The organism is Paraglaciecola sp. 20A4 (genome assembly GCF_011378905.1).
Classification (GTDB): domain Bacteria; phylum Pseudomonadota; class Gammaproteobacteria; order Enterobacterales; family Alteromonadaceae; genus Paraglaciecola.
In genome coordinates, this window is sequence record NZ_WTPY01000002.1 from 406,931 (window position 1) to 433,709 (window position 26,779).

Genomic DNA, 26,779 nt, shown 5'->3' on the forward strand with positions numbered 1-26,779 from the left:
TAAGTAATAAAAAATCAGTATTTATTCTTTCCAGTTATGATTATAGATCGCTAACCTAGTGCCATAGCATTCGAGGTTAGCGATATTATGTCATCAAATACACAAAAAAATTTAGGTTCTACTACCGCTCTTAGCGATACTCAGTGGGCTCAACTTAATCAGTTGACACCTTCACTCACGCCAGCTCAATTAGGTTGGTTAAGTGGATACTTAGCAGGGTTAGCACAAACGCAGTCCCCTGAAAATTTACCTATGGTAAATCCATCAGCAAGCGAGGCTGCGAGTCCGGAAAAATTCATTACTATTCTTTATGGCTCGCAAACGGGGAATGCGAAAGCGTTGGCTCAAGGCTATAAAGCAAAGCTAGATGCCGCAGATATTCCAGCCAAATTGGTCAATATGGCTGACTATAAGGTCAAGCAACTTAAAAATGAAACGCATATTGTTGCTATCGTTAGTACTCATGGCGAAGGTGACGCACCAGATGATGCCGTTGAATTACATGATTTTCTATCTAGTAAAAAAGCGCCTAAGTTAGCGAATCTAAGCTTTTCAGTTTTAGGATTGGGCGACAGCAGTTATGAGTTCTTCTGCCAAACAGCAAAAGATTTCGATAAAAAACTAGCTGAGCTAGGGGCTACACGTCTCGTGGATCGTGTCGATTGTGATGTTGACTATGATGAAGCATCAGATACTTGGGCACAGCAAGTACTAGATAAGGTTCAAGACGAACTGAAAGCAAAAAGTCATTCACATGTCGTGGCTATGCCGCACGTGGGTAAGCCAACCTTGTCTGTTGCAACGACTCAATACTCTAAGAAAAATCCGTACACTGCGAGTTTGCTCGAAAGTCAAAAAATTACCGGTCGCGATTCAGTTAAAGATATCAGGCACGTTGAAATATCGCTTGAAGACTCAGGAATTCAATACCGTCCAGGTGATGCGCTAGGCGTTTGGTTTAAGAACGATCCTAACATGGTAGATGAGTTACTGACCTTACTTGCGATTGACGCTACTACTCAAGTAACGATATCTGGTGATACCTTATCTGTTCGTGATGCGCTAATTGAAAAGCGTGAATTAACACAGAGTTACCCTTCATTTGCTACAGCCTATGGACAGCTTGCAAACAACCCTGAACTTAATGCATTAATTGAAGATAAAGCCGGATTGCGCGCTTTCTTAGGTGAGCGTCAAATTATCGATATTGTGCGCCAGTATCCGGTAAAAACAAATGCACAATCCTTAGTTGATATGTTGCGTGGCATGACGCCTCGCCTCTACTCGATTGCGTCTAGTCAAGATGAAGTGGAAGAGGAAGTTCACTTGACAGTGGCGCTGGTGGAATATGATGCCCATGGGCAAGCTCATCAAGGCGGCGCTTCTAGCTACCTAACTAAGCGCTTGGAAGAAGGTGGAGAAATACAGGTTTTCGTAGAGAAAAACGATAACTTCCGTTTACCTGAAAGCAGCGATACTCCAGTGATAATGGTGGGTCCTGGTACTGGAATAGCGCCATTTAGAGCGTTTATGCAACAGCGTGAAGTTCAAGAGGCGGCTGGGAAAAATTGGTTGTTCTTTGGCAACCCGAACTTTACTCAGGATTTCCTTTATCAAACTGAGTGGCAACGCTTTGTCAAAGATGGGGTGCTTAACAAGGTCAGTTTGGCTTTTTCTCGAGACCAAGAAGATAAAATTTATGTTCAACATCGTTTACTTGAGCAAGGCGCCGAAGTATTTGAATGGTTAGAGCAAGGTGCATATTTCTATGTGTGTGGTGATGCAAATCATATGGCTAAAGATGTACATGCCGCACTTGTTGAAATTGTACAGAAGCATGGTGCAAAGAGCGCCCAAGCAGCAGAAGAATATTTAACTGCATTACGCCGAGCAAAACGTTATCAGAAGGACGTTTATTAATGACGACAGATAATAATAATTTCGTTGTACAGGGCAAACAGGCCGACAACGAGCGCCTGAAAGGCGAAAGTAATTTTTTACGTGGCACAATTGCACAAGACCTTAAAGATGATCTTACCGGCTCTTTTGTTGGAGATAATTTCCAGTTGATTCGTTTTCATGGCATGTATCAGCAAGATGATCGTGATATTCGAGCTGAGCGGGCTAAGCAAAAACTTGAGCCGCTGCAAAACGTTATGTTACGTGCACGTTTGCCCGGTGGAATAATTAAACCGCACCAATGGTTATCAATTGATAAATTTGCTGATGAAAAAACCTTGTATGGCAGCATTCGGTTAACGACTCGCCAGACATTTCAGTTTCATGGTGTGTTAAAACCCAATATTAAGTTGATGCATCAGACTCTAAATCAAGTCGGTATTGACTCTATTGCTACTGCTGGCGATGTTAACCGGAATGTACTTTGTACGTCTAATCCAATTGAGTCAGTCGTTCATCAGCAAGCGTATGAATGGGCGGTAAAAATAAGTGAGCATTTACTGCCGAAAACACGAGCGTACGCTGAAATTTGGTTAGATGGTGAGAAAAAAGAAACCACTGATCATGAACCTATTTTAGGTTCACATTACTTACCACGTAAATTCAAAACGACGGTTGTTATACCACCGCTCAATGATATTGACGTGCACGCTAATGACCTCAATTTTGTGGCGATAGCGAAAGAAGGAAAGTTAATAGGTTTCAATGTCTTAGTTGGTGGCGGTCTGGCTATGACTCACGGTGACGAGGCCACATTCCCGCGTAAAGCGGATGATTTTGGCTTTATTGGTGTTGAGGAAACATTAGCCATTGCTGAAGCGGTAGTTACTACGCAACGTGATTGGGGGAACCGTGTCAATCGTAAGAATGCCAAAACTAAATACACCCTTGAACGCGTCGGTGTCGAAACGTTTAAAGCTGAAGTAGAAAAGCGGTCGGGTGTCATTTTTGCTGAAAGTCAGCCATATGAGTTTACTGAACGCGGCGACCGTATCGGTTGGGTCGAGGGTATCGACGGTAAGCACCATTTGACGTTATTTATCGAAAATGGTCGTATTTTGGATTATCCCGGTAAGCCTTTAAAAACCGGTTGTGCAGAGATTGCAAAAATTCACGATGGGGATTTCCGTTTGACGGCCAATCAAAACCTAATCGTGGCAGGTGTCAGTGAAGCGAACAAAGCGAAAATTGAAGAAATCGCCAGAGCTCACGGTTTGATAATTGATGATTTATCCGCACAGCGTCGAGACTCAATGGCGTGTGTAGCGCTACCTACTTGCCCACTGGCTATGGCTGAAGCTGAACGTTATTTGCCTGAAGCCGTGACGCAATTGGAAGGGATTTTAAGCAAGCACGATATAGCACAAAAAAGCATTATTTATCGTGTAACAGGTTGCCCGAATGGATGTGGTCGCTCGATGCTGGCTGAAATCGGCTTGGTGGGTAAAGGCCCAGGCAAATATAACTTACATTTAGGCGGTAACCGTCAAGGTACGCGGATCCCTAAAATGTATAAAGAGAACATCGGTGAACAACAGATCATGGATGAACTTGACGTTTTGATTGGCCAATGGGCTAAACAAGGACAAAGCGACGAGTCATTCGGGGATTTTGTTATTCGAACCGGCGTTATCGCAGAAGTGGTTAATTCCGCTGAGGATTTTTATGCGTAACCTAGCGTTGCAGTCGTCGCAAAATGCTGAGCCAAACGACGGAACACCTAAAATTTTAACGCAGGTTTCATTAGAAGAATTGAACCAACAGTTGGAAGCAAAAAGTGCGGTTGAGCGAGTGACATGGGCGCTAGATAACTTGGAGCCAACGTTTATGCTGTCTTCAAGCTTCGGTGCCCAAGCTGCCGTTATGTTACATATGTTGACTCAACAGTTTCCCGATATACCGGTCGTATTGACCGATACAGGGTATTTATTTCCTGAGACGTATCAGTTTATTGATGAGTTAACGGAGCGCCTTAATTTAAACTTACAAGTTTATCGAGCGCCTATGTCCGGTGCATGGCAGGAAGCTCGTTTTGGTAAGTTATGGGAAAATGGATCCGATGGTATAGAACAATATAACAAGATGAATAAAGTTCAACCTATGCAGCAAGCTCTTGGTGAGTTAGAAGTGAAAACTTGGTTTGCTGGCTTGCGTCGTAGCCAATCAGAAATGCGTGAGTCGTTGTCAATTTTGCAGAAACTTATCCGCCAAGTAAAAGTTTATCCAATCTTAGATTGGAGCAATAAAGATGTTCATTATTATCTGAAAGACAATAACTTACCTTACCACCCATTGTGGGAGCAGGGATACGTGTCGATCGGTGATTGGCATACTACGCGCTCGCTGCAAGAAGGCATGGACGAAAAAGATACCCGTTTCTTTGGCTTAAAGCGAGAGTGTGGCCTGCATGAGTTTGGTGATGGTGACGGCATTTAGTCGATTGTAAAAGCACTGGATAATGTTAGCTTGAGTGCCTCTAAGTATTTTTCTTGCTTATTGGCGCCCACTAACGTGAATAGCTCTGCTCCAGTTGTGGTAAATTTATAATATTTTAACGTTGTACCATTTTTATTAGCCGTTAAATTAAAGGTTTGACCGTTACTTCTCCATTCAAATTTGGTATCCATTGGCCATTCTCCTGACTCAATCTCGGTTTGATGTATCAAACCTAAATCCATTAAAGAAAGTAAATCTGGATAACTTAAACCAAACACTGCTAAGTTAAGTTGTTGTTCTTTTCGCAAGCTAAATAAAGCAAACATAGATGGTTTCTGATAAAAGCCACTAAGCAACTTAGGAGTGGTATCGTCTCTTCGCCTGCTCGATAGTGATACGGCTCGGCGAAAGGTTTGCGCATCTTTTTGGGTGAGTTGCTTTAGTGTAAGCAAAGTGCGCAATGAAAAGCTTCCTGGACGACTCGTTTCAACAGCAAATATCTTTCCCCACAACTCCTGCATAGACGAAGAATGTATCTCTTCAGCCATACAAACAAAGTTGTAGAACCAATCAGGATCGATTCGTTCATTTTTATCCTGCTCGATACAAAATGCCAGCGCCTTTTCAAATACCCTCTCAATATTATTTAACTTACGCTGTGCCGCTATTTTTTCACGCTTCTGCACACGGCTTTCAATGCTATTGGTACGTAAGCCCTGATATGGCAAAGAGACGCCTACCTGAGCAAACCACTGGGTTATACGTGCGGCAGTGCCTTGTACCGGCTCTTGAGTGCCTTTTGAGGCTTCTGTTGGGGCTGGGGTAGACTTGGGTGATTTAACGGGTTTTGCTTCGGTCGTTAGAGTGTGAGGCTTGTTTTGGTTTTCAATTTTCATTCACATATCTTATTTAGTAAATTTTATTTACCATAGTATGCTTATCCCTAGTAGCATTGCATCAGGTAATAGATTGGCAAAATCATTTTGATTTATTCAGGAATTAGCTAAGCTTAAGAAATACTGCTGCACTAAGCAGATAAACTCAAGAGAATCGTAAATTAAATGTGTCCGATGGAATATGAAAATGATGAGCTAATTTTTCTCTCTGAAGAAAATACAGCAGACAATACTGAATATGCGGGAAGTTGGAATATTTTAGTCGTCGATGATGACGAAGAAATTCATTCGGTCACTCGCCTAGCTTTGTCTGATCTCGTTCTAAATAACCGGAATTTAACTTTTTACCATGCCTATTCTAAAGCTGAAGCGTTGGAAGTCATTCAAACGTTGGGTTCTGACTTAGCGATAATTCTACTTGATGTAGTGATGGACACTGATGACGCAGGTTTGCAAGTCGCGCGTATTATGCGTAATGAAATGAACCTGACTGAGCCACGCATAATTCTGCGCACCGGGCAGCCGGGTTACGCACCTGAAGAGAGTGTCATTAAGGAATATGACATCAATGATTATAAAACTAAAACAGAGCTCACGCGTAGCAAATTAGTCACTACTATCATTGCTTCACTGCGCTCGTATCAGCAAATTTTGACCATCAATCAAAGCAGAATAGGTCTTGAGAAAATTATTCATGCTTCAGCTAATCTATTGGAAGAACACTCCATAAATCGCTTCTGCGAAGGTGTAGTAACCCAAATAAGCTCGCTGATAGGGCTTGATTCCTCAGGGGTAGTATGTGCTCGTGCGGGGTCGGTATTAAATAAAGATGATGATGCGGTATATGTGCTTGGGGCGGCGGGAGAGTTTGCTAGTTACATCAATAAAAAAATTGAACATTTACATGATGTAAAAATTGTACAAGTGGTAAATGAATGCTTGCAACAAAAACAGCATATTTATGAAAAGAACTATACAGTTTTATACCTCAAGAGTTCTGATTACGACGCTGCCGTTTATTTAAAAATTGGTCAACAAATTTCAGATGCTTATAAGCAACTTATTGAGGTTTTTTTATCAAGTATTTCAGTCGGGTATGAAAACGTTAATTTATTTCACCAGTTGCATTCTGCGGCCTTTAAAGACTGGCTGACTAAATTGCCGAATAGAGTAGAGTTTATCAATCAGTTAGATAAAATCAGTACTGATAAAAAGCATGCGAATGATGTTGTGGCACTGATTGATATTAATCACTTTGCGGATATTAACGATGGCTTAGGGCAGGATACTGGCAATGATACTTTACTTGCATTAGCACAGCGTATTGAACGCTCGTTTCCTAATGCAGCTGCCTTAGGGCGTATAGGTTCAGATGTATTTGCGGTCGTTGGAACAGAGCGCGAGATAAATTCTGCAACGCTTCAAGCGCTTTTTAGTCATGCATTCGAAGCTGGCGACCAAATGTTGCCCTTAAGTGCAGCATTTGGTTTTTATCGTTTTAACGGTAAGGTTAATACCGGTATTAATATACTTAAACATGCCAATATAGCGTTAAACCGTGCCAAAAAGAGCTTGAAAACTAACTTCGAATATTATGCCCCCGAAATGGAAGAGCAGACAACCTGGCGATTGGAGATGATCCGTCAGCTTCGCAGCGATTTTAATCAACGGAAATTACAGCTGTGGTATCAACCTCAAATTGACCTCGTTACCCAAAACATAATAGGCATGGAGGCTCTTTTACGTTGGCCGTCGTCAGATGGAGGGTATGTTTCACCAGTTGTATTCGTGCCTCTAGCTGAATATTCTGGCCTAATCATAGAAATCGGAGCTTGGGTAATGCAAGAAGCGTGCGAAAAATTGCGCTTGTTAACTGATGAAGGTTTTAATAATTTGCGTATGGCGGTCAATATTTCAATGCCGCAATTTCGTGATTCAGAGTTTATAGAATTGGTTAAAAGTGCCATTAACGATAATAATTTGACTCCGGAAAGTATAGAGCTCGAAATTACCGAAAGCATCGTAATGGATGAACCCCATATTGTGGTAGAGGCGTTACAAGAACTGAAGGAGTTTGGTGTTAAAGTTGCGTTAGACGATTTTGGAACGGGCTTTTCATCTATGAGTTATTTACAGCAATTGCCGCTCGATCGACTGAAAGTTGACCGAGCATTCGTCAACGAAATAAGTCCTAATAAATCTGCTTTTATCGCTGAAACTATCGTAACGTTGGGAGCAAAATTAGGCTTACGCACGATTGCGGAAGGAATAGAGAAACCCGAACAAGCTAATTATTTACTTAAATTAGGCTGCGATGAAGCTCAAGGCTTTATGTATGCCAAGCCTATGCCTTTTGAAGATTTGTTGGTATTTATGAGCAACAATCTAAAGAGTAGTAACTAAACTGACGCTAAAGCGTAACCAGCGTCGTGACGGCGCTTTGTATTTTTGGTACTACCTTTTCTTCAAACCAAGGATTTTTCTTTAACCAAATGTTGTTTCTTGGCGAAGGGTGGGGCAAAACAAAATAGGTGGGTTGATAGTCTCGCCAATTTTCAACGCGCTTTGTCAAACTGCGTTTATCCTTGAGGTAATAAGTCTGAGCATACTGACCTATCAAGAAAATATACTTAATTGACATCTTTCCTATTAGCCTGTTATGCCATAGCGGCGCGCACTCTTTACGAGGGGGCATATCACCACTTTTCGCTCTCCCAGGATAGCAGAATCCCATAGGCAAAATAGCGATGTTATCTGCATTATAGAATTGTTCATCACATAAACCTAGCCATGCACGTAATCGTTCACCCGATGGATCGTTCCAAGGTTTTTCCGTTTGATGCGCTTTTATACCAGGAGCTTGACCAACAATTAGTATTTTAGAATGCTCATTACCTTGAATAATGGGTCTTGGGTTAAGAGGTAAATGAGCCGCACAAACGCGACAATTTCTAGCTTGTTGAAAGTGGTTATCCAAAAAAAACTACCAAAAATGACCATTTTGTCATAATATCGTCATAATCCTGTGGTTTAGCATCTTAATTTCTTTCCAGATAGGATTGTGATGCCTAACGCTCTGTTAAGCGAATTATCAAGGAAATCATTATGTTAAAAATAAAATCATCTCTTATTGTGGTAATTTTAGGCGCGTTGGCCTCTACGTCTGCTTTCGCCAACACACAAAAAAATAGACTATTTGATTGTATGGAATCAAGTACATTCGCCATTGATGGCTCATGCATGGCAAATAAAATACAACAAAACGTACAATTTCGTGAAATGCAGTTAAATATCGCTAAGAAATCACAAGTTCAAGACAACAATGTTGTTGCTACTATGCAATTTTTTGAAAAAGATATGCATATAAATATTATGGCTCATAAAGATGCGTTAGATGTTTCTGAATTGCTTGTTCAAAACATAGCTGAATAACATAGCAAGGTAATAATCGTTCAATATATTACAGTAGGCATGTATTGAACGAACCAACAAATATTGAGGCTCTAATTAATTTTGTGTAACTGCTTGTCTAAAACCCCTCTCTTTTATGATATTTCGTTCTCTTAATATGCACACTACATTTCTGACAATGTTACTTTAGAAATAAAAAAACTCCCGAAGGAGCTTTTTTATGCCAGTTGATATTTCACTTGATACAACTGCAGCCATTTTTGTTTGTGCAGTTCTAAGTTATATTTCAACTCGCGGTATTTAAAATCTAATTCTAACTTTTCATAATTCCGTTTTATTTTGTACTTACGGATCTCCATCAAACGCTTTTTAGTCGCATACATTTCGGCCATCTTCTGCAAGATTAAGTCGTATTCTTGCTGCAAACTATGCAATATCTCATCAGCATTGGGCAATACTGATAAGCGCTTCTGAGCACGCTGTAGTTGCATGGCTATTTTTGCTTTCTCAATACGTTCTTCAGGACAGCGACGTAAATTCTTAGTCCAACCAATAAAAGACAAGCCACGGATAAGCCACTTAGTTGGATCAAACTGCCACCACTTGATACCGTTTCGATAGTCATATTCAAAAATATGATGGTAGTTATGGTAGCCCTCTCCAAAAGTGAAAAACGCTAATATATCGTTATCGCGTGCAGTATTTTTATCTGTATAGGGTTGACGCCCCCAAATATGTGCAAGTGAGTTAATGAAGAATGTGACGTGATGTACCACAACCAGACGGAAGAATCCTGCAAGTAGCAACATCCCTAAAACATCGCCATTGAGTAGACCGAGCAACATTGGAATACCAAAATTAGAGATTAACATAATAGGTAAATAGTATTTATGTTGCCAAACGACCACTTTGTCCTTTTGTAAATCTTTACAGTTACTGTAATCCGAATAACGATGAATTTGATATTCACGTAACATCCAGCCCATATGAGAATACCAAAACCCGCGTTTTGCTGAGTAAGGGTCTCTATCGTTGTCATCAACATGACGGTGATGGATCCGATGATCTGATACCCAATGTAGAATGCTATTTTGCAGTGCCATCGCGCCGCCTATAGCAAGCACGACTCTAACGAAGGCATTTGCCTCGTAGGCTTTATGAGCCCAAAGCCGATGGTAACCTGCAGTAATCGACATACCAGAAAAATAAATAAGAATAATACAGGCAATGATCTCTGCACTATCGAACCCTTGTGTTAGGGCCACATAAGGCACGAGAATCAGGGCGACTAAGCCTGTAATCACAAAGACTAATAAATTGGTAATAATTAAACGGGGTTTTTTCATTTCAAATAAGGGGACTTTATTGAGCTTACACTTGTACGCTAATCTATCGAGCAAACGTACATATAGCAAGCTATTTCTCCTGCTTAACGGTATTTGTTGGTGTAGGTTTACACTAAATGCAGATAATATATGGGAATTCTATATTTCATTTTGGAGCACCCTTTGAGTCGTCAAGAACAGAAACTGAAGACGAGACGAGCAATCATAGAGGCTGCTTTTAGTTTGCTTGATGAACAGCGAAGTCTGTCCAGTATTAGTTTGCGAGAGGTCGCGCGCGCTGCTGGTATTGCGCCCACATCATTCTATCGACACTTTAAAGATATTGATGAGCTTGGTTTGACCTTGGTTGATGAAGCGGGGTTAAATCTTCGCCAGCTTATGCGTCAAGCGCGATTGCGTATTGCCTCAGGTGGCGGGGTTATCAATACCTCCGTAGATACCTTTATGGAATTTATTTGCGCTCACAGTAATGTATTTAGACTATTACTTCGTGAGCATACTGGCACATCATTGGCCTTTCGAGCGGCAGTGCTAAGAGAGATACAGCATTTCATTGTGGAATTAACTGATTACACAATGGCAACAACCGGACTGCCTCACCAGTTTGCAAATCTGCAAGCCGAAGCGATGGTGAAGCTAGTTTTTAGTGCCGGAGCTGAGGTATTAGATTCAGGGCCTGAACAACAGGCCGTGTTAGCTCAGCGCGTTAAATTACAATTGCGTTTTATCGCAAATGGAGCGAAAGAAGCCGCTGGAATCTAGCGCTTTTGTAGATAAATGCCTGATTCAACATGATGCGTATAAGGAAACTGGTCAAATAACGCGAAGCGCACTACTTCATGGGTTTCTTGCAAAACAGCTAAGTTGTCTTTTAGTGTGTCAGGATTGCATGAGATATAGACGATATTAGCATAGCCTTGAACCATATGAAGCGTATCGTCATCAAGACCAGCGCGGGGCGGATCCACTAATACCGTTTGGCAGTCGTAATCATCTAAATTAATGCCTTCTAAACGACGGAAGCTGCGCTCATTATTTAATGCCTGTACAAATTCTTCACTCGACATGCGCAATATGGTGACGTTATCTATCTTGTTTAAGCTAATATTAGCTTGCGCAGCAGCGACAGATGACTTAGAAATTTCAGTGGCTAAAACTTGGGAGAAATTTTGGGCTAATGGCAAACTAAAATTTCCAGCTCCACAATAAAGCTCTAGTAGATCGCCCTTACAATTTTGAGTCACGTCTAATGCCCATTCGAGCATTTTACTATTTACGCTAGCATTAGGTTGAGTGAAACTGTTTTCTATTTGCTTGAATTTGTAGAGTCTATTATTTACTGGTAACTCTTCTAGGACATAATCTTTGTCGATTAGGATTTTCTGCTTCTTAGAGCGGCCAATTATATCAACCTTAAATTCTGTTCTTAACAAAGCGCATAGATTTTGAGCTTCAAACTCCCATTCCTCATCCAGCGGCTTGTGATAAACCAGAGTCACAAGAATTTCATTGGTTAACGTACTTAAATAATCTATTTGAAATAATTTTCTACGCAAAATTTGATTGTGTTTTAGTAAATCAACCAGTTTCGCCATCACTGCATTTATAATTTCACTTGCTGGAGGAAATTGATTAACTGGATATTTTTGCTTAGTTGTTTGATCAAACATAACATGATCAAGATTATCGCCGTCGTGCCACATTCTGAATTCTGCACGCATTCTATAATGTAATGGCGCTGAGCAAAATGCTTCTAAATCAGGCATTGTAAACGACTGAAAAGCTTGCTTAATACGACTGATCTTATCAGCGAGTTGTTGGTCATAGTCCGCAGGATTAATTTCAGTTGGGCGCAAGGCAATTCTCCAGTTGATCAATTTATCGAGCGCGGGATTGTAAGTGTTTTCAGCGCTTGTGCAATATTAGTTTTTACTTCGAAAGAATTGTACTAAATTTCGACACTATGCGGCCGATACCCTAATAGAGGAAAGTGAGGTAGCTGAAATGAATATTAACGAGATAAAGGCTTTCATGCGTGAAAAGCCAGCACATTTAGGCGAAGCTAATAGCCTGCAAAATCGGTTGCGTGATAGTGGACTGGAGCAAGCGAGCGCGCTAAATGAAGATAAAGCGTCTCTTAGCGGTACATCCGCATCGAAAAGTCTCTTCGGTGCGCAGGTTTTGACCAATGCTTTAAATCACAGTGTGTCATTGGGAATCATTAAACCGGAATTGCGCGTACCCCAGAAAGCTGAACAAGAAAGTGATAACGAGAGTTTGTTTAACTTCGAAGAGGTTGCTCGCAACGTATTGAATTTTGTTGGTGGGGCAATTAAAAACGCACAAGGTAAGGGGGCCGACGATAAAGCACTAGAATCACTGTTCAATCAGGCTAGTTCAGGCGTGCTTAAAGGTATTGGTATGGCTAAAAAAGACCTCGCTGGTGTGATGAATGACGACATTAGCGAGGGTATTAGTCGTAGCCAAGAGTTAATTGATGCAGGGCTGCAGAAACTACGTGAATCGATATTTGGTAATACTGAGGAAGTAAGCAATTCAGCAGCTTCAAAAGTTGCCTTGGAGAACCAAGTGAGCTATCAGCGCCGTGATACAGGTGAATTAAGCATTCGTACTTTAGACGGCGATGAAGTCAATATTCGCTTCGAGGACTTAAAAGGTTTTGAATTAAATCAAAAATCGCTGATTGAAAAAGATAATCAAGAGGTTTTCAAACAACCTGTTGAGCCACCGACAGCTGGCGGCGCTGCCACTACTCCTCAAATGTCATCAATAAATAGCGCGAGTGAGGAGAGTGTTGCAGAGAAAGTTGAATCTTCCGAGTCAACGTTGTCACCAGATAATCTAAGTCAAGGTGAAAGCGTAGCGAGCACCAAGGTATCGACTGTTACCCATTTTGAGCATTTTAACAGCAATGCTCTGTCGTTTACCGTTGAGGGTGAATTAGACGAAGATGAATTAAAAGCTATTGGCTCACTTGTATCTGATGTTAGTGATTTGGCAGACGAATTTTTTCACGGGGATATTGAGTCAGCATTTAACCAAGCGCTTAAATTAGGCTATGACGAGAAAGAATTGACCGGTTTTGCTCTGCAATTAACACGGCAGGAGCAAACGCAATCTATTCAAGCTTACGAGTCGGTCTCACATTTTAGTGAAGACGATCCCCGAGGTGACCCAAATAAAACAGTAAAACCAGTTGCCCATTATTTGGATAAGATGCTTGATGTATTTGAAGAGTCTAGACAAAAGCTTGAAAGTGGGGAGCAATATGACGATCTAATCAACGGACTGATAAATCAAATGGGAGATGTACATACTCCTGATTTAATTTCTGCAATCCAACGTTTCCATTCTTTTAATCAGAAATTATTAAATGGCTTACCATTAAATTTTTCTGAGAGCGGTATAAGGGAATAAGAGACACGTTAGGTGCATTAATAGTCAATGTACCTAACGGATGGGTTAAATCAATCTTCTAAATTTAATTTCTTAAGCAACAACACTGCTTGGGTTCGTGTATTTACTTCTAATTTTCTAAAAACAGCACTAATATGGGCTTTAATTGTTGCTTCAGTGACATTTAGTTCATGGGCAATCTGTTTATTTAATAAACCATCATGAATCAATTTCAATACTTGGAATTGCTTTGGCGTTAGTTCAGCAATCCTTTGGGCTAAATTAATTCCTTCGGCATCTACATCAGCAATTTGAGCTCTTAATTCATCCGTTAACCACGTTTCGCCGTTCATAATGGTTTTTAGCGCGTCAGCAATTAGCAAAGTGGGAGTGGACTTAGGGATAAACCCTTTCGCACCAAAGCTCATAACGTTAGAAACCACTTCAATCGAATCGCTTGCCGATACAACCGCAACAGGTATTTGTGGGAAATCCTGTGTAACACGAATAAGCCCATAAAAATTTTCACAACCTGGCATATGCAGGTCGAGTAAAATTAAATCAATATCATTATTCTCTTGTAGCATATTTAGCGTGGAGTCGAGGGAATCGGATTGCAAAATCTCAACTTCTTCGAATAGCGGACTTAACGCACCCACTAGAGCTTCACGAAAAAGCGGATGATCATCTGCGATTAAAAATTTTGCCATTTATATGCCTTCAATAGATAATTCAATATTAAGATATAAGATTAATACTTTAGTCGTAAATAATGAAGGGATAATTGTTCTCCTTTCTATTTATGTAACACATTCTACCAGAAGGCTTTAGTTCGATGTAACTAATACGCCACTCAATTCGCTTATCTCATGACTTATGACAGGTTATTCAGTGGTTAAGGCAGTTGAATCGGTCAATGCAATTGCTTGGTCGATGTCGGGCGGGTAGAATTGAGCTAATTTTTTTCTAGAAGTTATTAATGCCATGCAAACAGGCAAAGACGCCATCTATTCACAGCCTCAGCAAGTCAGTGGATTTCGCTTTGATGATTCAGTAGCAGAAGTTTTTCCGGATATGATTCAGCGCTCAGTCCCTGGATATAGCACCATCGTTGATGCTATTGGTCAGCTTGCGGGCCGCTACGCTACTGAGCATTCCAATATTTATGATTTAGGTTGTTCATTAGGGGCGGTGAGTCTTGCTGCTGCCCGGTATGTAGAGGCTAAATCATGTAATATTATTGCGGTGGACAATTCACAAGCAATGGTCCAGCGCTGTAAACGGCATGTCCAAGCATACAAAGCCAATACACCCATAGAGGTGATCTGTGACGACTTGCAGAATGTGCGTATTGAGCGCGCTTCAAGTGTGGTGATGAATTTTACCTTGCAATTTATTGAGCCAACAAAACGCGATAATATCATTAAGTCTATATACGACGGGTTAGCGCCAGGTGGTATTTTCATTCTGTCTGAAAAACTTCGCCATGACTCGGAACAAGGTAATGAGCTGCTAGTCGATTTGCATCATGAGTTTAAGCGGCGTAACGGGTATAGCGAACTTGAGATAAGCCAAAAACGCGAGTCGTTAGAGAACGTGTTACGTGCCGAGACGTTTGCAGCACACAAAACACGTTTGAACAATGCCGGTTTTGATGACGTTATTTTATGGTTTCAGTGTTTTAATTTTGCTTCTTTAGTTGCGATTAAAAACTAGTCTTTTCATCACATTATTCAGTAAGGACTATTTTATGTCAGTTATCTGGTTTAATCAGTTTTATAAAGAAATCGCCGATTCACCCTTGAGCTCTTGGCTTGAGTTGTTGCCCAAACAAATTTCGACCTGGCATAAAGAACAGTTACACGGTGATTTCAATAAGTGGGTAAAGTTACTCAGTAAGTTGCCACAAACTACTCCTAGTGTGGTCCAGCTAAAAGATAAAGTAGAGTTTGGGCTTGTTGAAGATATAAATGACTACACTCAAAAACAAATTATTGGTTTACTAAAACAGTTTATGCCGTGGCGTAAAGGCCCATTTTATGTACATGGCATCCATATAGATACTGAGTGGCGATCTGATTGGAAATGGCAACGGGTGCAGCCTCATATACAGTCTTTAGAAAATCGATATGTGCTCGATGTTGGGTGTGGCAGCGGATACCACATGTGGCGTATGTTGGGGGAAAAGGCAAAAATGGTGGTAGGGGTGGATCCTTCCCAATTATTTTTAATGCAATTTCAAGCCATGAAACACTTTAATCCAGACCCTCGTATTCATTTATTACCGGTTGGCGTAGAGCAGTTACCAGAGCAAAATGCGTTTGATACGGTATTTTCTATGGGGGTACTTTATCATCGTAAGAGCCCATTAGATTTTTTACAGCAACTTAAAAATCAGTTACGCCCTGGAGGGGAACTTGTACTTGAAACCTTGGTGGTTGAAGGGGACGAAAATACAGTATTAATGGCCGGTGAGCGTTATGCGCAAATGCGCAACGTTTGGTTTCTACCCAGTACTGATGCGTTATGTTTGTGGATGCGACGCCTGGGTTTCAAAAACGTTCGGGTAGTCGATGTAGCCACTACTACACTTGATGAACAGCGAGCAACGCAATGGATGGACAGCCAGTCGTTGATTGACTTTCTTGATCCGACCGATCATACAAAAACGATTGAAGGTTATCCGGCTCCGTTACGAGCAGTAGTAATAGCTGAACGCTAAAAATTACCTTATTGATTAATAAAAATACGTTTGGCGCGCGTTGGCATGCGGGTTACTAACTCATAGCCTAATGTATCCGACCATTTTGCAACCTCATTAACCGATAATTGTTTTCCCCACAATTCGACTTCGGCACCGACAAGCACATTATCTAGGTGGGTGACATCTACGCATAGCATATCCATGGACACGCGACCCGCTAACGGCGCAATTTTTCCGTTGATTAATACTGGAGTACCAGACTTCGCAGTACGTGGGTAGCCATCTCCATAGCCAGCTGCAACCGTGGCGATAATGCTCGGTTTATTCGCAATCCAAGATGCACCATAACCCACAGGATCTCCAGCATTCACATTTCTTATGGCTATCACCTTTGAACAAAATTGCATGGCAGGGACAAGTGGTAATGCCAATGTGTTCTGTTGATCAAAGGGACTGATACCATAGAGCATGATGCCAGGGCGGTTCCAGGTACCATGACTATCCGGTATGGCCATTATTGCGGCAGAGTTTGCCAAACTGGTGGGTATCCGAACCTTACTTTGCGATATTGCAGCGACGGCTATTTTGAAGTTGTCAAGTTGCTGAATACCTAATGGATGGTCGGGTATATCAGAGGTCGCAAAATGTGTCATTAAGACAATAGAAGATACATTTTGATTGTTTGAAAGCGTTTGGTAGACCCCTAAGCTATCAGTCAAGGGTACACCTAATCGATGCATACCTGAGTCTAACTTCAACCACACATTAATTGGTTTTGACAACTCAGCGGACAGTAAATCGTGAATTTGCTCTTGGCTATGGATCACAATCTGTAAACCTAAATCATCTACTACGCTCAATTCACTCGCGCAGAAGCATCCCTCAAGCAAAAGGATCGGGCTGCGAATATGGTTTTGACGTAAAATAACCGCTTCTTCAATACTCGACACTGCTAGTAAATTGGCCTTATTGGCAAGTGCCCTGGCAGTTGCAACCGCACCGTGCCCATAAGCATCTGCTTTAATAACAGCCAGCGTTTGACTGTTATTACCGGAGGCCGTGTTCCCAACAGTGTGGGCGTAATCGAAGTTCTGACGAATCGCGTCTAGATCAATAGTAATCGAAATGGGTCGTGACATTAATGGAGTCTAATATTGGTATTTGTGTTGACTAAATAGTGCCTGAGCTTGTTGCCAGACATCGCCGACGGTTCCGTTGCCAACTGGCGCACCATCTAGGGTAATGACAGGAGCCACCTCTTTACTAGAACTGGTCAGCCAGAGTTCATCGGCATTTTTCACTTCTTCCATGCTGATAACCCGCTCTTCAACTTCGTATGAGCTATACTCGCGCAGTATTGCTAATAATATCTTTCGTGTTACGCCGGGTAAAAGCTGGTTATCTAATGCAGGTGTAGCAATAACATTGCCTTTAACCAAAAATACATTACATGAACTTGCTTCAGTTAGTTGTTGCTGCTGATTAAACAAAATGGTTTCTTGCATACCCAAATCTTGGCTTTGCTGATAATGCATTACATTGCCAAGGAGTGACGTTGATTTGATGTTGCAACGTTTCCAGCGAAGATCTTCGCTACTGGTTACATTGAACGGCTTAACTTTCGCTTTGTCAGGTGTTGGCGCAGGTGGAATTTCAAAGGAGAAAGCAAATACGGTTGGAGTGACGCCGGTTGGATAAGCATGCGCTCTTTTACTATCGGTGCCCCGACTAACATGCAGATAGATACCACGGTTACCTGCCTCATTTTTATTTAATAAGTTGTCAATAATCGCTTGCCAATCGTTATGGCTGTAGTCAAGTTCAATTCCGATAGAAGCTAAACCGTTTTGCATACGTTCAATATGAGCCATAAAACCAACCGTTTTTCCCAGATAAGTTGGGATCACTTCATAAATTCCGTCACCAAATAAAAAACCGCGGTCCATAGGAGAAATTTTTGCTTGTTCTTGGGGTAGATAATCCCCATTTAAAAATACGATGCTCATAGTAAGGACTCAAAAAAATAGCATTAGAAGAAGGTCGACTGGTCGCGGATTATGCCATGAATTCTGACGTCTAATTAAGCTTCTTTGTTAGCAAATTTGAATTTTTATCATCGACATCTATGTTATCAGGTACAATAAGGTTCGCTTTTATTCCTCAATACAGACAGGTTTTATGCTGCAAATAGGTAAGTTCAACTCATTAAATGTAATTAAGCAGGTTCCTTTCGGGTTTTATCTCGATGGCGGAGACGACAAAGAGGTGCTATTACCCACTAAATTTGCCGATGAAGCCTGCAAAATTGGCGACACATGTCGAGTATTTGTATATCACGACAGTGATGGCAGATTAGCGGCAACGACACAAACGCCATTAGCAGAAGTGGATGAATGTGCATTTTTAAAAGTAGTCAGCGTTAATAACGTCGGCGCTTTTGTTGAGTGGGGTATCGATAAAGACTTGCTCGTACCTTATAGTGAGCAAGATTTCCCAATGGCGGAAGGCGTGTCTTATGTTGTTTTTATTTACTTCGATGATGAAACCGGCAAAGTAGCGGCCTCAACTCGACTACGAGATTTTCTGTTTGAAGAAGGCGAGAACTTTGTACCTAAGCAAGAGGTTGAGCTACTTATTTGCGGGCTTAGTGACATGGGTTACAAAGCCGTCATAAATGGCACCCATTTAGGACTGATTTTTAAAGATGAAGTATTCAAACCGTTGCGTATTGGTGAGAAGACCAGCGGATTTATTAAGCGAGTGCGTGAAGACAACAAGATTGATTTATGTTTTCAGTTTCATGACGATAATGCCCGCAAAGATTTAGCTGAACAAATTATTGACGATTTAGAAGCCCATGGCGGCATATCTACATTAACCGACAAAAGCTCAGCTCAAGAAATATCTAAACGTTTTAATGTCAGCAAAAATGTTTACAAGAGAACACTCGGTGCTTTATATAAGCAAAAACGTATTTTGCTAGATAAATCTAAGATAACCTTAATTAAATAAGACGTTTAAAACACTATTTTGTGCGGAGTGAAATAAATGAAAGCAACAGTTAACTGGCAATCTGATATGAAGTTTATCGGTGAAACAGACACCGGTAAGCGTATTGAAATGGATGGTAATGGTAGTCGAGTGACTCCTATGGAAGCGGTTTTATTGGCAGTAGGGGCGTGTTCTTCAATTGACGTGGTAGAAATTCTTAAAAAATCTCGGCAAGCCATAACCGCTTGTGAGTGCCAACTTGATGCTAAGCGTGCCGACGAAGCACCACGGGTGTTTACGCAGATCCATGCGCACTATTTACTCAGCGGACAAAATTTAAACGAAAAGCATATTCAGCGTGCGGTCCAACTTTCGGCGGAAAAATATTGCTCGGTTATGTTAATGCTTGAAGGGAAAGTTAATATTACGACCAGTTTCAGCATAACTTAAAATATGGACGAGTGTCGTTTCTCGTCCATTGACTCAATTAAACAAGCTGCATTATTGTAATGCGGCGAAAGCTTGTTCAAAGTCAGCCACTATGTCATCGACATCCTCAATGCCGACAGAAAAACGTAGCATATTGTCATTAATGCCCATCTCAGCTCTTTGCGCGGCAGTATTTTCAAAATAAATTGTCTGTGCTACAGGTAATCCTAACGTTCGAGTATCACCTAAATGTGTGGCACAAAGCACAAGATTAAGTTCATTCAAAAACGCTAGTGGATCGATTTTCTCGACTAAATCTATGCTGACAATACCGCCGTAACCTGCAAATAATTCACGGGCTATATAGTGCTGTGGATGACTGGCTAATCCTGGGTAATAAACATGTCGAACATGCTCATGGCCATGCAGATAACTTGCTAAACGCAAAGCATTCTGGCAAATACGCTCGACGCGTAAAGCAAGTGTTTCTAAGCCAATTGAAATGCTATGAGCTGCTTCAGGTGATAATGTGGCACCCATATCGCGTAATCCGCGCTTTTTGATTTGAGTTAGGCCCCATTGCTGCGTATCAGCGGAACGATACATCGGCAGTATATTTTCAAATACCCGCCAATCAAATAAGCCGGTATCAATTACTACACCACCCAGCACATTACCGTGGCCAGAAACATATTTCGTTAAAGACGCTATAGTAAGCGAAGCTTTAACACTTTTCGGCGAGAATATATTGGCTGGTGTCATAGTGTTATCAACGATAAACAGCATTTTATTCTCTTCGCATAACTGACCTATCGCACTTAAATCTGCCACCTGCGTCGCCGGGTTAGCAATCGTTTCTGCATAAACTAGTTTTGTTACTGGTGTCATCACCGCGGCCACATTTTGTACATCTGTGACGTCTACATAACTAATTTGAATACCTAGTCCTTGTAACGTACTGGCTAAACTACTGGTATTACCGAATAGAAACTGGCTCATAATGATATGGTCACCAGCACGTAATAAACTTAAGAGTGTCGCGCTTATTGCAGCCATACCAGTTGAAAAAGTGACTGCGCCAATTCCCTCTTCTAATTCACATAAGATATTTTGCAACGATACGCTAGAAGCCGATGATGAACGAGAATAAACATGGCCTGCGGCCTTGCCTTGGAATACATCAACAAGGTCTTGTGCATTGTCGAAGGCAAATAATACTGAATTATTTGTTGCTTGGTGCACAGCGCCATTTTGCGGTTTATTAATAACTCTATCTGCGTGTACTAAACGGGTGGTGAAACCTTTGTTTTTCAATCTTGATCTCCGCTGGGGGCGTTATGGTAGTCGCTATTTTATCAGGAAATTTAGCATGCTCAGGGCTGAAATACTGTTAAATGCGGGTTAATTCTTGTTAGGAACCCTTCATTTTCTAATACACAAGCTAACTAAACTCGTTTTTTCTCAAAAAATTGCGAGTGAGGTGTTCTATTCGCTATATATAAATCAACTTGCCTTCTCATTCCCCATCAAAGAAAGGGTTCGGCTGAGACAAAGCACACAGTCATTTAATCGGCTTCTCAAATTTTATCGAATATTTGATTAATCAGAAGGTTACTTTAAGGCATTTACCTGCTCTGTTGCCAATATTTAACGGGCCTTGAGAATAAATAACCTGTTTTTGAATACGACGGTTGTTTGTACTTTAGGCGCAAAGCTAGGATGATAATCAGCCTATTTGTTAGCCAAACTGCTAACTTTTAGTTTGTAAAGTGTTGGTCTTTATTAAATAACTAAAAGCGTTAGCGTTCTAAGGTAATGCATCAACCACAGTAGGAGATTATTTAATCTGCTAACCATTTCTTTCTTTGCTGGTCCACTTTACACTAGTCTTGAAGACCCGCTATGTCACCCAAATAGTCGAGATGTTATCCTCAGTGCGTATTACAGCGATTGCCCGAATAAGATAAAAAGGAAATTAGAATTTTGAGATATTTGTTATTTGCTCTGTCCTTGTACAGTGCTATAGGATTTGGTCAGCAAACCGCACAAAATCTTTTCAGTCATTATCAAACCGCACTCTACCAAATTCGTATTATTGAATTGGGCTCCGGTAACAAATCATCCATTGGATCTGGTTTTCAAATTAATGATTCGGGCGTGCTGGTAACGAATTATCATGTTGTTTCAGAGTATATTTATTTTCCTGAAAAGTATCGGATCGAATATCTCGCAGCAGATGGGTCCGTGGGTGATTTGTCTGTGATCAATATTGATGTGGTTAATGATTTAGCACTTGTGCAAGTTCAAACCGATAAAATCAGCACTGATTTTTTTGCTCTATCAGAGTCTTTACCAGAGCAAGGCAGTAGTATTTATTCGTTAGGTAACCCTCATGATTTAGGCATGATCGTTGTGCCTGGGACGTTTAACGGTATTAAAAAGAATAGTTTTTATCAGCGCATTCATTTTACGGGGTCAATTAATCCTGGCATGAGTGGTGGGCCGGTGGTTAATCCTGATGGTCAAGTTGTAGGAGTAAATGTGGCAACCGCTGGGAATCAAATTGGTTTTTTAGTACCGCTAACCAAAGTGTACACATTGCTTGAAAATAGCGAATTGACGCCGTTATCTACTAAACAATACAAACAGACAATCGCGACTCAGTTGATGGAGAATCAACGGCATCTTTTTGAGCGTCTCGAATCGGGCGTGTGGAAATCTAGTCACTTGGGGGGAGCGATAGTTCCCACCCTGGACGAAGAATTTTTGGCTTGTTGGGGGGACTCAAATAGTGCAGATCAAGAAGCGCTGTACTTGTCGGTTGAAAAAAGATGTCGCTTAGATGAAGAAATCTTTCTTCATGGTGGTCTACGTACAGGTGGTGTTGAAATTGAGTTTGAATGGCTTGAAAGCGAAAGGTTAGGGACTCATCGTTTTTATGAATTTTTTAGTGACAGTATTGCTGGTGCCGGCGCGGGAAATCAAGCAAGTAAAAATGATGTCAATAATTATCAGTGTAAGCAAGACATAGTGACCAATCAGCATCAGGTCAAAACCAAAAGTACCTTTTGTTTGCGTGCTTATAAAGAATTTCCACATTTATATGATGTTCTATATATAGGGGCAACATTAAATCATGATTCTCAGGGGTTAATTAGTCATTTTACATTAGCGGGTGTTAGTCAGGATTCGGCTATGCGATTTACCAAACAGTTTATGGGAGCGATAGCATGGCAATAGTGCTCGAATTACTGTCACGTAAAGACCAAACTCTGAAGTATTTTAAATTTAATAAACCTGAAATTTTAGTGGGCCGAGATCATCATTGTGATTTACGGTTAGAAGATCCTTATATTAGTGCGGAGCACATTCGCATACGCCAAGATAGCGTAGACAATACAATTTATTTCGAAGACTGCCAAACTATCAACGGTACATTTGTGAACAAACGATGTTTGGCGAGCGGTAAGCTTGAAGGGGACGATATTCTAAAGATTGGACGAACCCGTTTAAAAGTCGTGAACACTAATCAGCCAGTTTCCGCAGCATTGCCTCTCAGTCAATTAGAGGAGAGTTTGAGTTGGCTGTCGAATAGCGGAATAGCTATATTGCTGACGTTGGGGTACTTAGTATTATCGATGATTTCGGGCTACTTAAACAGTATCGCAGATTACAGTATTTTCGACATGCTCCCCAAAGAAATGGGGCAAATGGCAATACTCAGTGCGTGGCCCGTTGCGTTTGCAGTGATGGGGAAAGTTTTTAATAAAGAAAGTCGAGTAGTCAGTCAGTTTTCTATCTTGTGGCTTACCTTGTTTATTATTTACGGCCTGTATTTAGTAGAGAAATTATTATCGTTTAATTTTAACGCACCCGTACTGTTTTTGTGGTTAGAGCTTGTTGTTTACACCTTTATTCTGTTTGGTTTCGTGTGGTTGTCATTATTTATAGCCTTCCATCAGAACAATCGTCGACGTAACATCGTTAGCATAATGATGACCTTGGCTATTGTTGTCCCCATCGTTAGTATTGGCATGTTAGGAAATGGCGATTTCAGTGCCAATCCAGAATATGATAGCACCATGTTACCCCCAGCCTATCAATTACGCCCAGCATCAGATGTGGCTTCCTTTGTTGAAAATTCTGGGACGTTATTTACAGAGCTTGATAAACAAATTGAAGTCGAAAACTTAAGAGCTAAGCGCAAGGATGAAAAGGCTCATTAATTTGGTATTGAATTGTTATGTGTATATTATTTATTGCGGTCAATCAGCATCCTGACTACCCGCTAATTGTGGCAGCGAATCGTGATGAGTTTTTTGAGCGTCCTACTCAAGCTTCGGCATTTTGGCGAGACTATCCTTATCTATTAGCAGGTAAAGACCTACGTGCCGGTGGCACATGGATGGGTATTAATCGCCAAGGAAAGCTTGCAGCGCTAACCAATATTCGTGATCCGCAGCGCATCGATCCGGATGCGCTAAGTCGAGGAGAGCTAGTAAGTCACTATTTACAGGGCTCACCAGATAGCGAGTCCTACCTTTCTCGTTTGAGTAATGAAGGTGATAACTACAATGGATTCAATCTGTTGTTTGGAGATTGGAACAACCTATACGTATTCAACAATCACACATTACAATCCGAAAAATTGACAACGGGGGTTTATGGCTTATCAAATGCAAGTCTAAATACGCCTTGGCCAAAAATATTACATGGTATGGCTCAATTAACTCAGTACTGCCAAGACCCTCATACGCTAGAGAGTGAGCAGCTATTTTCCTTGCTTAAAAACCAAACAAAGGCTGAAGATGAAGCATTACCTCAAACAGGAATTCCTATCGACTGGGAGCGCAAGTTATCATCAATATTTATACAAACTCCCGAGTACGGAACACGCTCATCTACTTTACTCTTAGTCGATAAATATCAGCATGTAACATGGCAAGAACGAACTTTTAATAATGAAGCGCAATGTGTTGCCGAAAATAGCTATGATTTCGATATAAAATAGCAATATTTTAAGTTCGAAAAATCATCAGGTGGTGGCATAATGTCCACCGTTTTAGCCATCTCACCATAAATTCAAAGGAATATCATGTTTGAAGTATTGCCCCAATTGCCCGCAGATCCTATTTTGGGATTATCGACTGCCTATAAAGCTGACCCTAATCCACTGAAAATCGATTTGGGCGTCGGTGTATATAAAGATGAGCAAGGGCATACCCCTATTTTATCTTCAGTTGCCAAGGCGCAACAGATATTGTTGGCTAAAGAAGACTCTAAAACCTATATCACCCCTCAAGGCGTGCCCGGCTATATTGACGGCATGCTGCAATTATTATTGGGTAAAGGTAGCAAAGTGTTATTAGAAGATCGCGTTGCTGCAGTTCAGGCACCTGGTGGATGTGGCGCTTTGCGTATATTGGCTGAACTGATTAAGCGCTGTAACAGTGAACTAACCGTATGGGTAAGCGATCCTACTTGGGCTAACCATATTCCATTAATCGGAAATGCTGGGCTCAAAATTCAGACGTACCCTTATTTTAATAAAGCTGATGCCAGCATCAATTTTGAAGGAATGGTCGAAACTTTATCTCAGGTTAAATCTGGGGATGTAGTCTTACTGCACGGATGTTGTCATAACCCGACGGGAGCAGATTTAACACCAGAGCAATGGCAAGTCGTATTGGAACTAGCACAGAAAACAGGTTTTATCCCTTTTGTTGATGTGGCTTACCAAGGTTTTGGAGATGGTCTTGAGCAAGACGCCTATGGGCTGCGCCTTCTTGTTGATAACCTACCTGAAGTGGTTGTTGCCGCTTCTTGTTCTAAGAACTTTGGCTTATATAGAGAGAGAGTCGGTTTGGCCGTCATGGTTACTGCCAATACGCAAGCACGTAAAGCAGTACAGACGCAAATCCAATCTATCGCTCGGGGTATCTACTCTATGCCGCCATCTTACGGTGGTGCTTTGGTAGATATTATCTTGAGTGATGAGCCCCTTCGCACAGAATGGGTTGCAGAAGTAGAAGCTATGCGTACACGTATGCAAGCTTTACGGGGTTTATTAGTCGACAAGCTCGTAGAAAAAGGCGCACAAAGAGACTTCAGTTTTGTAAAACAACAAAAAGGTATGTTCTCGTATTTATGCATTACACCTGAGCAAGTGCAAGAAATGCGTAATAAACATAGCGTTTACTTTGTTGATTCGAGTCGCGTAAATATCGCTGGGATCAGCAAAAGTAATGTAGATGCCCTTGCATCAGCTTTAGTTTCTGTTTTATAAATTCCAAATATTCAGCTCGCGCAATTAGCTAGTGCTGAAGCTCTAAATCCTTAGATACAAAAAAGCCGATGCAATGTGAAGTGCCCCCCAATAGTTGGACATTCCAATTACTGGGGGTCACTTCAATGCATCGGCTTTTTTATTTGAGTAATAAATAGTGGGTGATTATTCCTCAACCTTGTCCTTCGCCATGCGTACCTTCAACGTTCTTTCCTGAAACTCAGAATCATTTAGGTTTTCAATTGCCTTCTCGGCACCAGCTGAAGTCATTTCTACAAAGCCGTAACCTTTGCGTTTGCCGGTACGGCGATCTTTCATCAATCGAACAGAGTGAACTTGCCCCTGAAGTTCAAAGTGCTGCTGAACCGCTTGTTCATTTGCGCGATAGGGTAAGTTACCAACATAGAGTGTTTTGCTATTTTCATCATCAGCTTGAACTTCAACAGATGAAGATTCGCCTGAAAATTGTGTACTAATAATGGGTACAAGAATACCGCCAAGTAATAAACCAATCGCTAACGCAAGGTTAGGTTCAAGGTTTGCTGCTATTACTGGTAATAGGAAATAGCCCGCAACAGCGAGGACGACGGCAAGGATTATATTTATTATAGTGGGTGAGTTCATGTGTCTACCTAAAAGATTGTATGTTTATTAAGAATATAAGGCCTAGCTATGTTAACCATTTATTACAAAATCGCCAACTAATAACACTTTACATTTTTCTATAAAGAGGTAAATAGCCATTATATACCCTGAGAATCGATGAATTGTGCACAAAACCAGCATTCAAACATTTTTATTAAATAAAGGGTTGCGCTGTCAGTTTTGATCTCTATAATGCGCCTCTCGCTTCGGGACAGCCGCTAAAACAGCTGCACTGACACTGGGTTTACCCAGGTAATTG

Annotated in this window: 24 protein-coding genes; 15 read left to right on the plus strand and 9 right to left on the minus strand. The window is 41.1% G+C overall.

Annotated elements, in window-relative coordinates; genetic code table 11:
- Window positions 1–87 precede the first annotated feature (87 nt).
- Genes GQS54_RS04320 through GQS54_RS04330 form a run of 3 tightly spaced genes read left to right on the plus strand, consistent with a single transcriptional unit; the run spans window position 88 to window position 4,395 of the window.
- Window positions 88–1,920 carry an assimilatory sulfite reductase (NADPH) flavoprotein subunit gene (locus GQS54_RS04320; RefSeq protein WP_166422771.1) on the plus strand — a complete coding sequence of 611 codons (1,833 nt, stop codon included), beginning with the start codon at window positions 88–90 and terminating at the stop codon, window positions 1,918–1,920.
- On the plus strand, window positions 1,920–3,632 hold the full coding sequence (gene cysI / locus GQS54_RS04325; RefSeq protein WP_166422772.1) for an assimilatory sulfite reductase (NADPH) hemoprotein subunit: 1,713 nt from the start codon (window positions 1,920–1,922) through the stop codon (window positions 3,630–3,632). Before GQS54_RS04320 ends, cysI begins: the two co-directional genes overlap by 1 nt.
- Window positions 3,625–4,395 (plus strand): phosphoadenylyl-sulfate reductase, encoded by a 771-nt coding sequence (locus GQS54_RS04330; protein WP_166422773.1) that lies wholly within the window; start codon window positions 3,625–3,627, stop codon window positions 4,393–4,395. The genes cysI and GQS54_RS04330 overlap by 8 nt, the downstream gene beginning before the upstream one ends.
- On the opposite strand, the gene GQS54_RS04335 is transcribed toward GQS54_RS04330, so the two are convergent.
- Window positions 4,392–5,291 (minus strand): TIGR03899 family protein, encoded by a 900-nt coding sequence (locus GQS54_RS04335; protein WP_166422774.1) that lies wholly within the window; start codon window positions 5,289–5,291, stop codon window positions 4,392–4,394. The genes GQS54_RS04330 and GQS54_RS04335 overlap by 4 nt on opposite strands.
- Window positions 5,292–5,456: 165 nt before the next feature.
- On the opposite strand from GQS54_RS04335, the gene GQS54_RS04340 reads away from it, so the two are divergent.
- Complete coding sequence (locus GQS54_RS04340) at window positions 5,457–7,694, plus strand: EAL domain-containing protein (RefSeq protein WP_166422775.1); 2,238 nt, start codon at window positions 5,457–5,459, stop codon at window positions 7,692–7,694.
- Window positions 7,695–7,701: 7 nt separating this feature from the next.
- Here the strand turns inward: GQS54_RS04340 and GQS54_RS04345 are convergent, their stop codons facing one another.
- Window positions 7,702–8,268 (minus strand): uracil-DNA glycosylase family protein, encoded by a 567-nt coding sequence (locus GQS54_RS04345; protein WP_166422776.1) that lies wholly within the window; start codon window positions 8,266–8,268, stop codon window positions 7,702–7,704.
- Between the two features lie 128 nt (window positions 8,269–8,396).
- On the opposite strand from GQS54_RS04345, the gene GQS54_RS04350 reads away from it, so the two are divergent.
- Window positions 8,397–8,723: a hypothetical protein gene (locus GQS54_RS04350; protein WP_166422777.1), complete on the plus strand. Its 327-nt coding sequence runs from the start codon at window positions 8,397–8,399 to the stop codon at window positions 8,721–8,723.
- Between the two features lie 197 nt (window positions 8,724–8,920).
- Here the strand turns inward: GQS54_RS04350 and GQS54_RS04355 are convergent, their stop codons facing one another.
- Complete coding sequence (locus tag GQS54_RS04355; RefSeq protein ID WP_166422819.1) at window positions 8,921–10,048, minus strand: fatty acid desaturase; 1,128 nt, start codon at window positions 10,046–10,048, stop codon at window positions 8,921–8,923.
- A 162-nt stretch (window positions 10,049–10,210) separates the two neighbouring features.
- Between GQS54_RS04355 and fabR the strand changes: the two genes are divergently transcribed.
- Window positions 10,211–10,810, plus strand: a complete 600-nt coding sequence (gene fabR, locus GQS54_RS04360; RefSeq protein WP_158771795.1) for an HTH-type transcriptional repressor FabR — start codon at window positions 10,211–10,213, stop codon at window positions 10,808–10,810.
- Here fabR and trmA read toward each other — a convergent pair.
- Window positions 10,807–11,904: a tRNA (uridine(54)-C5)-methyltransferase TrmA gene (gene trmA, locus GQS54_RS04365; RefSeq protein ID WP_166422778.1), complete on the minus strand. Its 1,098-nt coding sequence runs from the start codon at window positions 11,902–11,904 to the stop codon at window positions 10,807–10,809. The two genes, fabR and trmA, sit on opposite strands and share 4 nt — an antisense overlap.
- A gap of 148 nt (window positions 11,905–12,052) precedes the next feature.
- Here trmA and GQS54_RS04370 point away from each other — a divergent pair, with 148 nt between their 5' ends.
- Complete coding sequence (locus GQS54_RS04370) at window positions 12,053–13,486, plus strand: DUF5610 domain-containing protein (protein ID WP_166422779.1); 1,434 nt, start codon at window positions 12,053–12,055, stop codon at window positions 13,484–13,486.
- A gap of 50 nt (window positions 13,487–13,536) precedes the next feature.
- On the opposite strand, the gene GQS54_RS04375 is transcribed toward GQS54_RS04370, so the two are convergent.
- Window positions 13,537–14,175, minus strand: coding sequence for a response regulator transcription factor (locus GQS54_RS04375; RefSeq protein WP_166422780.1), 639 nt, complete (start codon window positions 14,173–14,175; stop codon window positions 13,537–13,539).
- Window positions 14,176–14,449: 274 nt separating this feature from the next.
- Here GQS54_RS04375 and cmoA point away from each other — a divergent pair, with 274 nt between their 5' ends.
- Window positions 14,450–15,181 (plus strand): carboxy-S-adenosyl-L-methionine synthase CmoA, encoded by a 732-nt coding sequence (gene cmoA / locus GQS54_RS04380; RefSeq protein WP_166422781.1) that lies wholly within the window; start codon window positions 14,450–14,452, stop codon window positions 15,179–15,181.
- Window positions 15,182–15,215: 34 nt separating this feature from the next.
- Complete coding sequence (gene cmoB / locus GQS54_RS04385) at window positions 15,216–16,187, plus strand: tRNA 5-methoxyuridine(34)/uridine 5-oxyacetic acid(34) synthase CmoB (protein ID WP_166422782.1); 972 nt, start codon at window positions 15,216–15,218, stop codon at window positions 16,185–16,187.
- 8 nt (window positions 16,188–16,195) lie between these two features.
- Here the strand turns inward: cmoB and alr are convergent, their stop codons facing one another.
- Together alr and GQS54_RS04395 are read right to left on the minus strand one after the other, a co-directional pair.
- The gene (alr, locus tag GQS54_RS04390) at window positions 16,196–17,308 is read right to left on the minus strand and encodes an alanine racemase (protein WP_166422783.1); all 1,113 of its coding nucleotides are present in this window, start codon (window positions 17,306–17,308) and stop codon (window positions 16,196–16,198) included.
- A 9-nt stretch (window positions 17,309–17,317) separates the two neighbouring features.
- Window positions 17,318–18,175: an aminotransferase class IV gene (locus GQS54_RS04395; RefSeq protein WP_166422784.1), complete on the minus strand. Its 858-nt coding sequence runs from the start codon at window positions 18,173–18,175 to the stop codon at window positions 17,318–17,320.
- 172 nt (window positions 18,176–18,347) lie between these two features.
- Between GQS54_RS04395 and GQS54_RS04400 the strand changes: the two genes are divergently transcribed.
- Window positions 18,348–19,181, plus strand: coding sequence for a S1-like domain-containing RNA-binding protein (locus tag GQS54_RS04400; protein ID WP_166422785.1), 834 nt, complete (start codon window positions 18,348–18,350; stop codon window positions 19,179–19,181).
- Between the two features lie 36 nt (window positions 19,182–19,217).
- Window positions 19,218–19,610: an OsmC family protein gene (locus GQS54_RS04405; protein WP_166422786.1), complete on the plus strand. Its 393-nt coding sequence runs from the start codon at window positions 19,218–19,220 to the stop codon at window positions 19,608–19,610.
- Window positions 19,611–19,661: 51 nt separating this feature from the next.
- Here the strand turns inward: GQS54_RS04405 and GQS54_RS04410 are convergent, their stop codons facing one another.
- Complete coding sequence (locus tag GQS54_RS04410; protein WP_166422787.1) at window positions 19,662–20,903, minus strand: cystathionine gamma-synthase family protein; 1,242 nt, start codon at window positions 20,901–20,903, stop codon at window positions 19,662–19,664.
- A gap of 669 nt (window positions 20,904–21,572) precedes the next feature.
- On the opposite strand from GQS54_RS04410, the gene GQS54_RS04415 reads away from it, so the two are divergent.
- The 4 genes from GQS54_RS04415 to GQS54_RS04430 all read left to right on the plus strand — a co-directional run bounded on the left by GQS54_RS04415 (window position 21,573) and on the right by GQS54_RS04430 (window position 25,875).
- On the plus strand, window positions 21,573–22,829 hold the full coding sequence (locus GQS54_RS04415; RefSeq protein ID WP_166422788.1) for a serine protease: 1,257 nt from the start codon (window positions 21,573–21,575) through the stop codon (window positions 22,827–22,829).
- The gene (locus GQS54_RS04420) at window positions 22,820–23,815 is read left to right on the plus strand and encodes an FHA domain-containing protein (RefSeq protein WP_166422789.1); all 996 of its coding nucleotides are present in this window, start codon (window positions 22,820–22,822) and stop codon (window positions 23,813–23,815) included. Before GQS54_RS04415 ends, GQS54_RS04420 begins: the two co-directional genes overlap by 10 nt.
- Window positions 23,816–23,832: 17 nt before the next feature.
- Complete coding sequence (locus GQS54_RS04425; protein ID WP_166422790.1) at window positions 23,833–24,600, plus strand: NRDE family protein; 768 nt, start codon at window positions 23,833–23,835, stop codon at window positions 24,598–24,600.
- A gap of 84 nt (window positions 24,601–24,684) precedes the next feature.
- Window positions 24,685–25,875 (plus strand): amino acid aminotransferase, encoded by a 1,191-nt coding sequence (locus GQS54_RS04430; protein WP_166422791.1) that lies wholly within the window; start codon window positions 24,685–24,687, stop codon window positions 25,873–25,875.
- Window positions 25,876–26,040: 165 nt separating this feature from the next.
- Here the strand turns inward: GQS54_RS04430 and GQS54_RS04435 are convergent, their stop codons facing one another.
- Window positions 26,041–26,499: an RNA-binding protein gene (locus GQS54_RS04435; RefSeq protein WP_166422792.1), complete on the minus strand. Its 459-nt coding sequence runs from the start codon at window positions 26,497–26,499 to the stop codon at window positions 26,041–26,043.
- Between the last annotated feature and the right edge of the window lie 280 nt (window positions 26,500–26,779).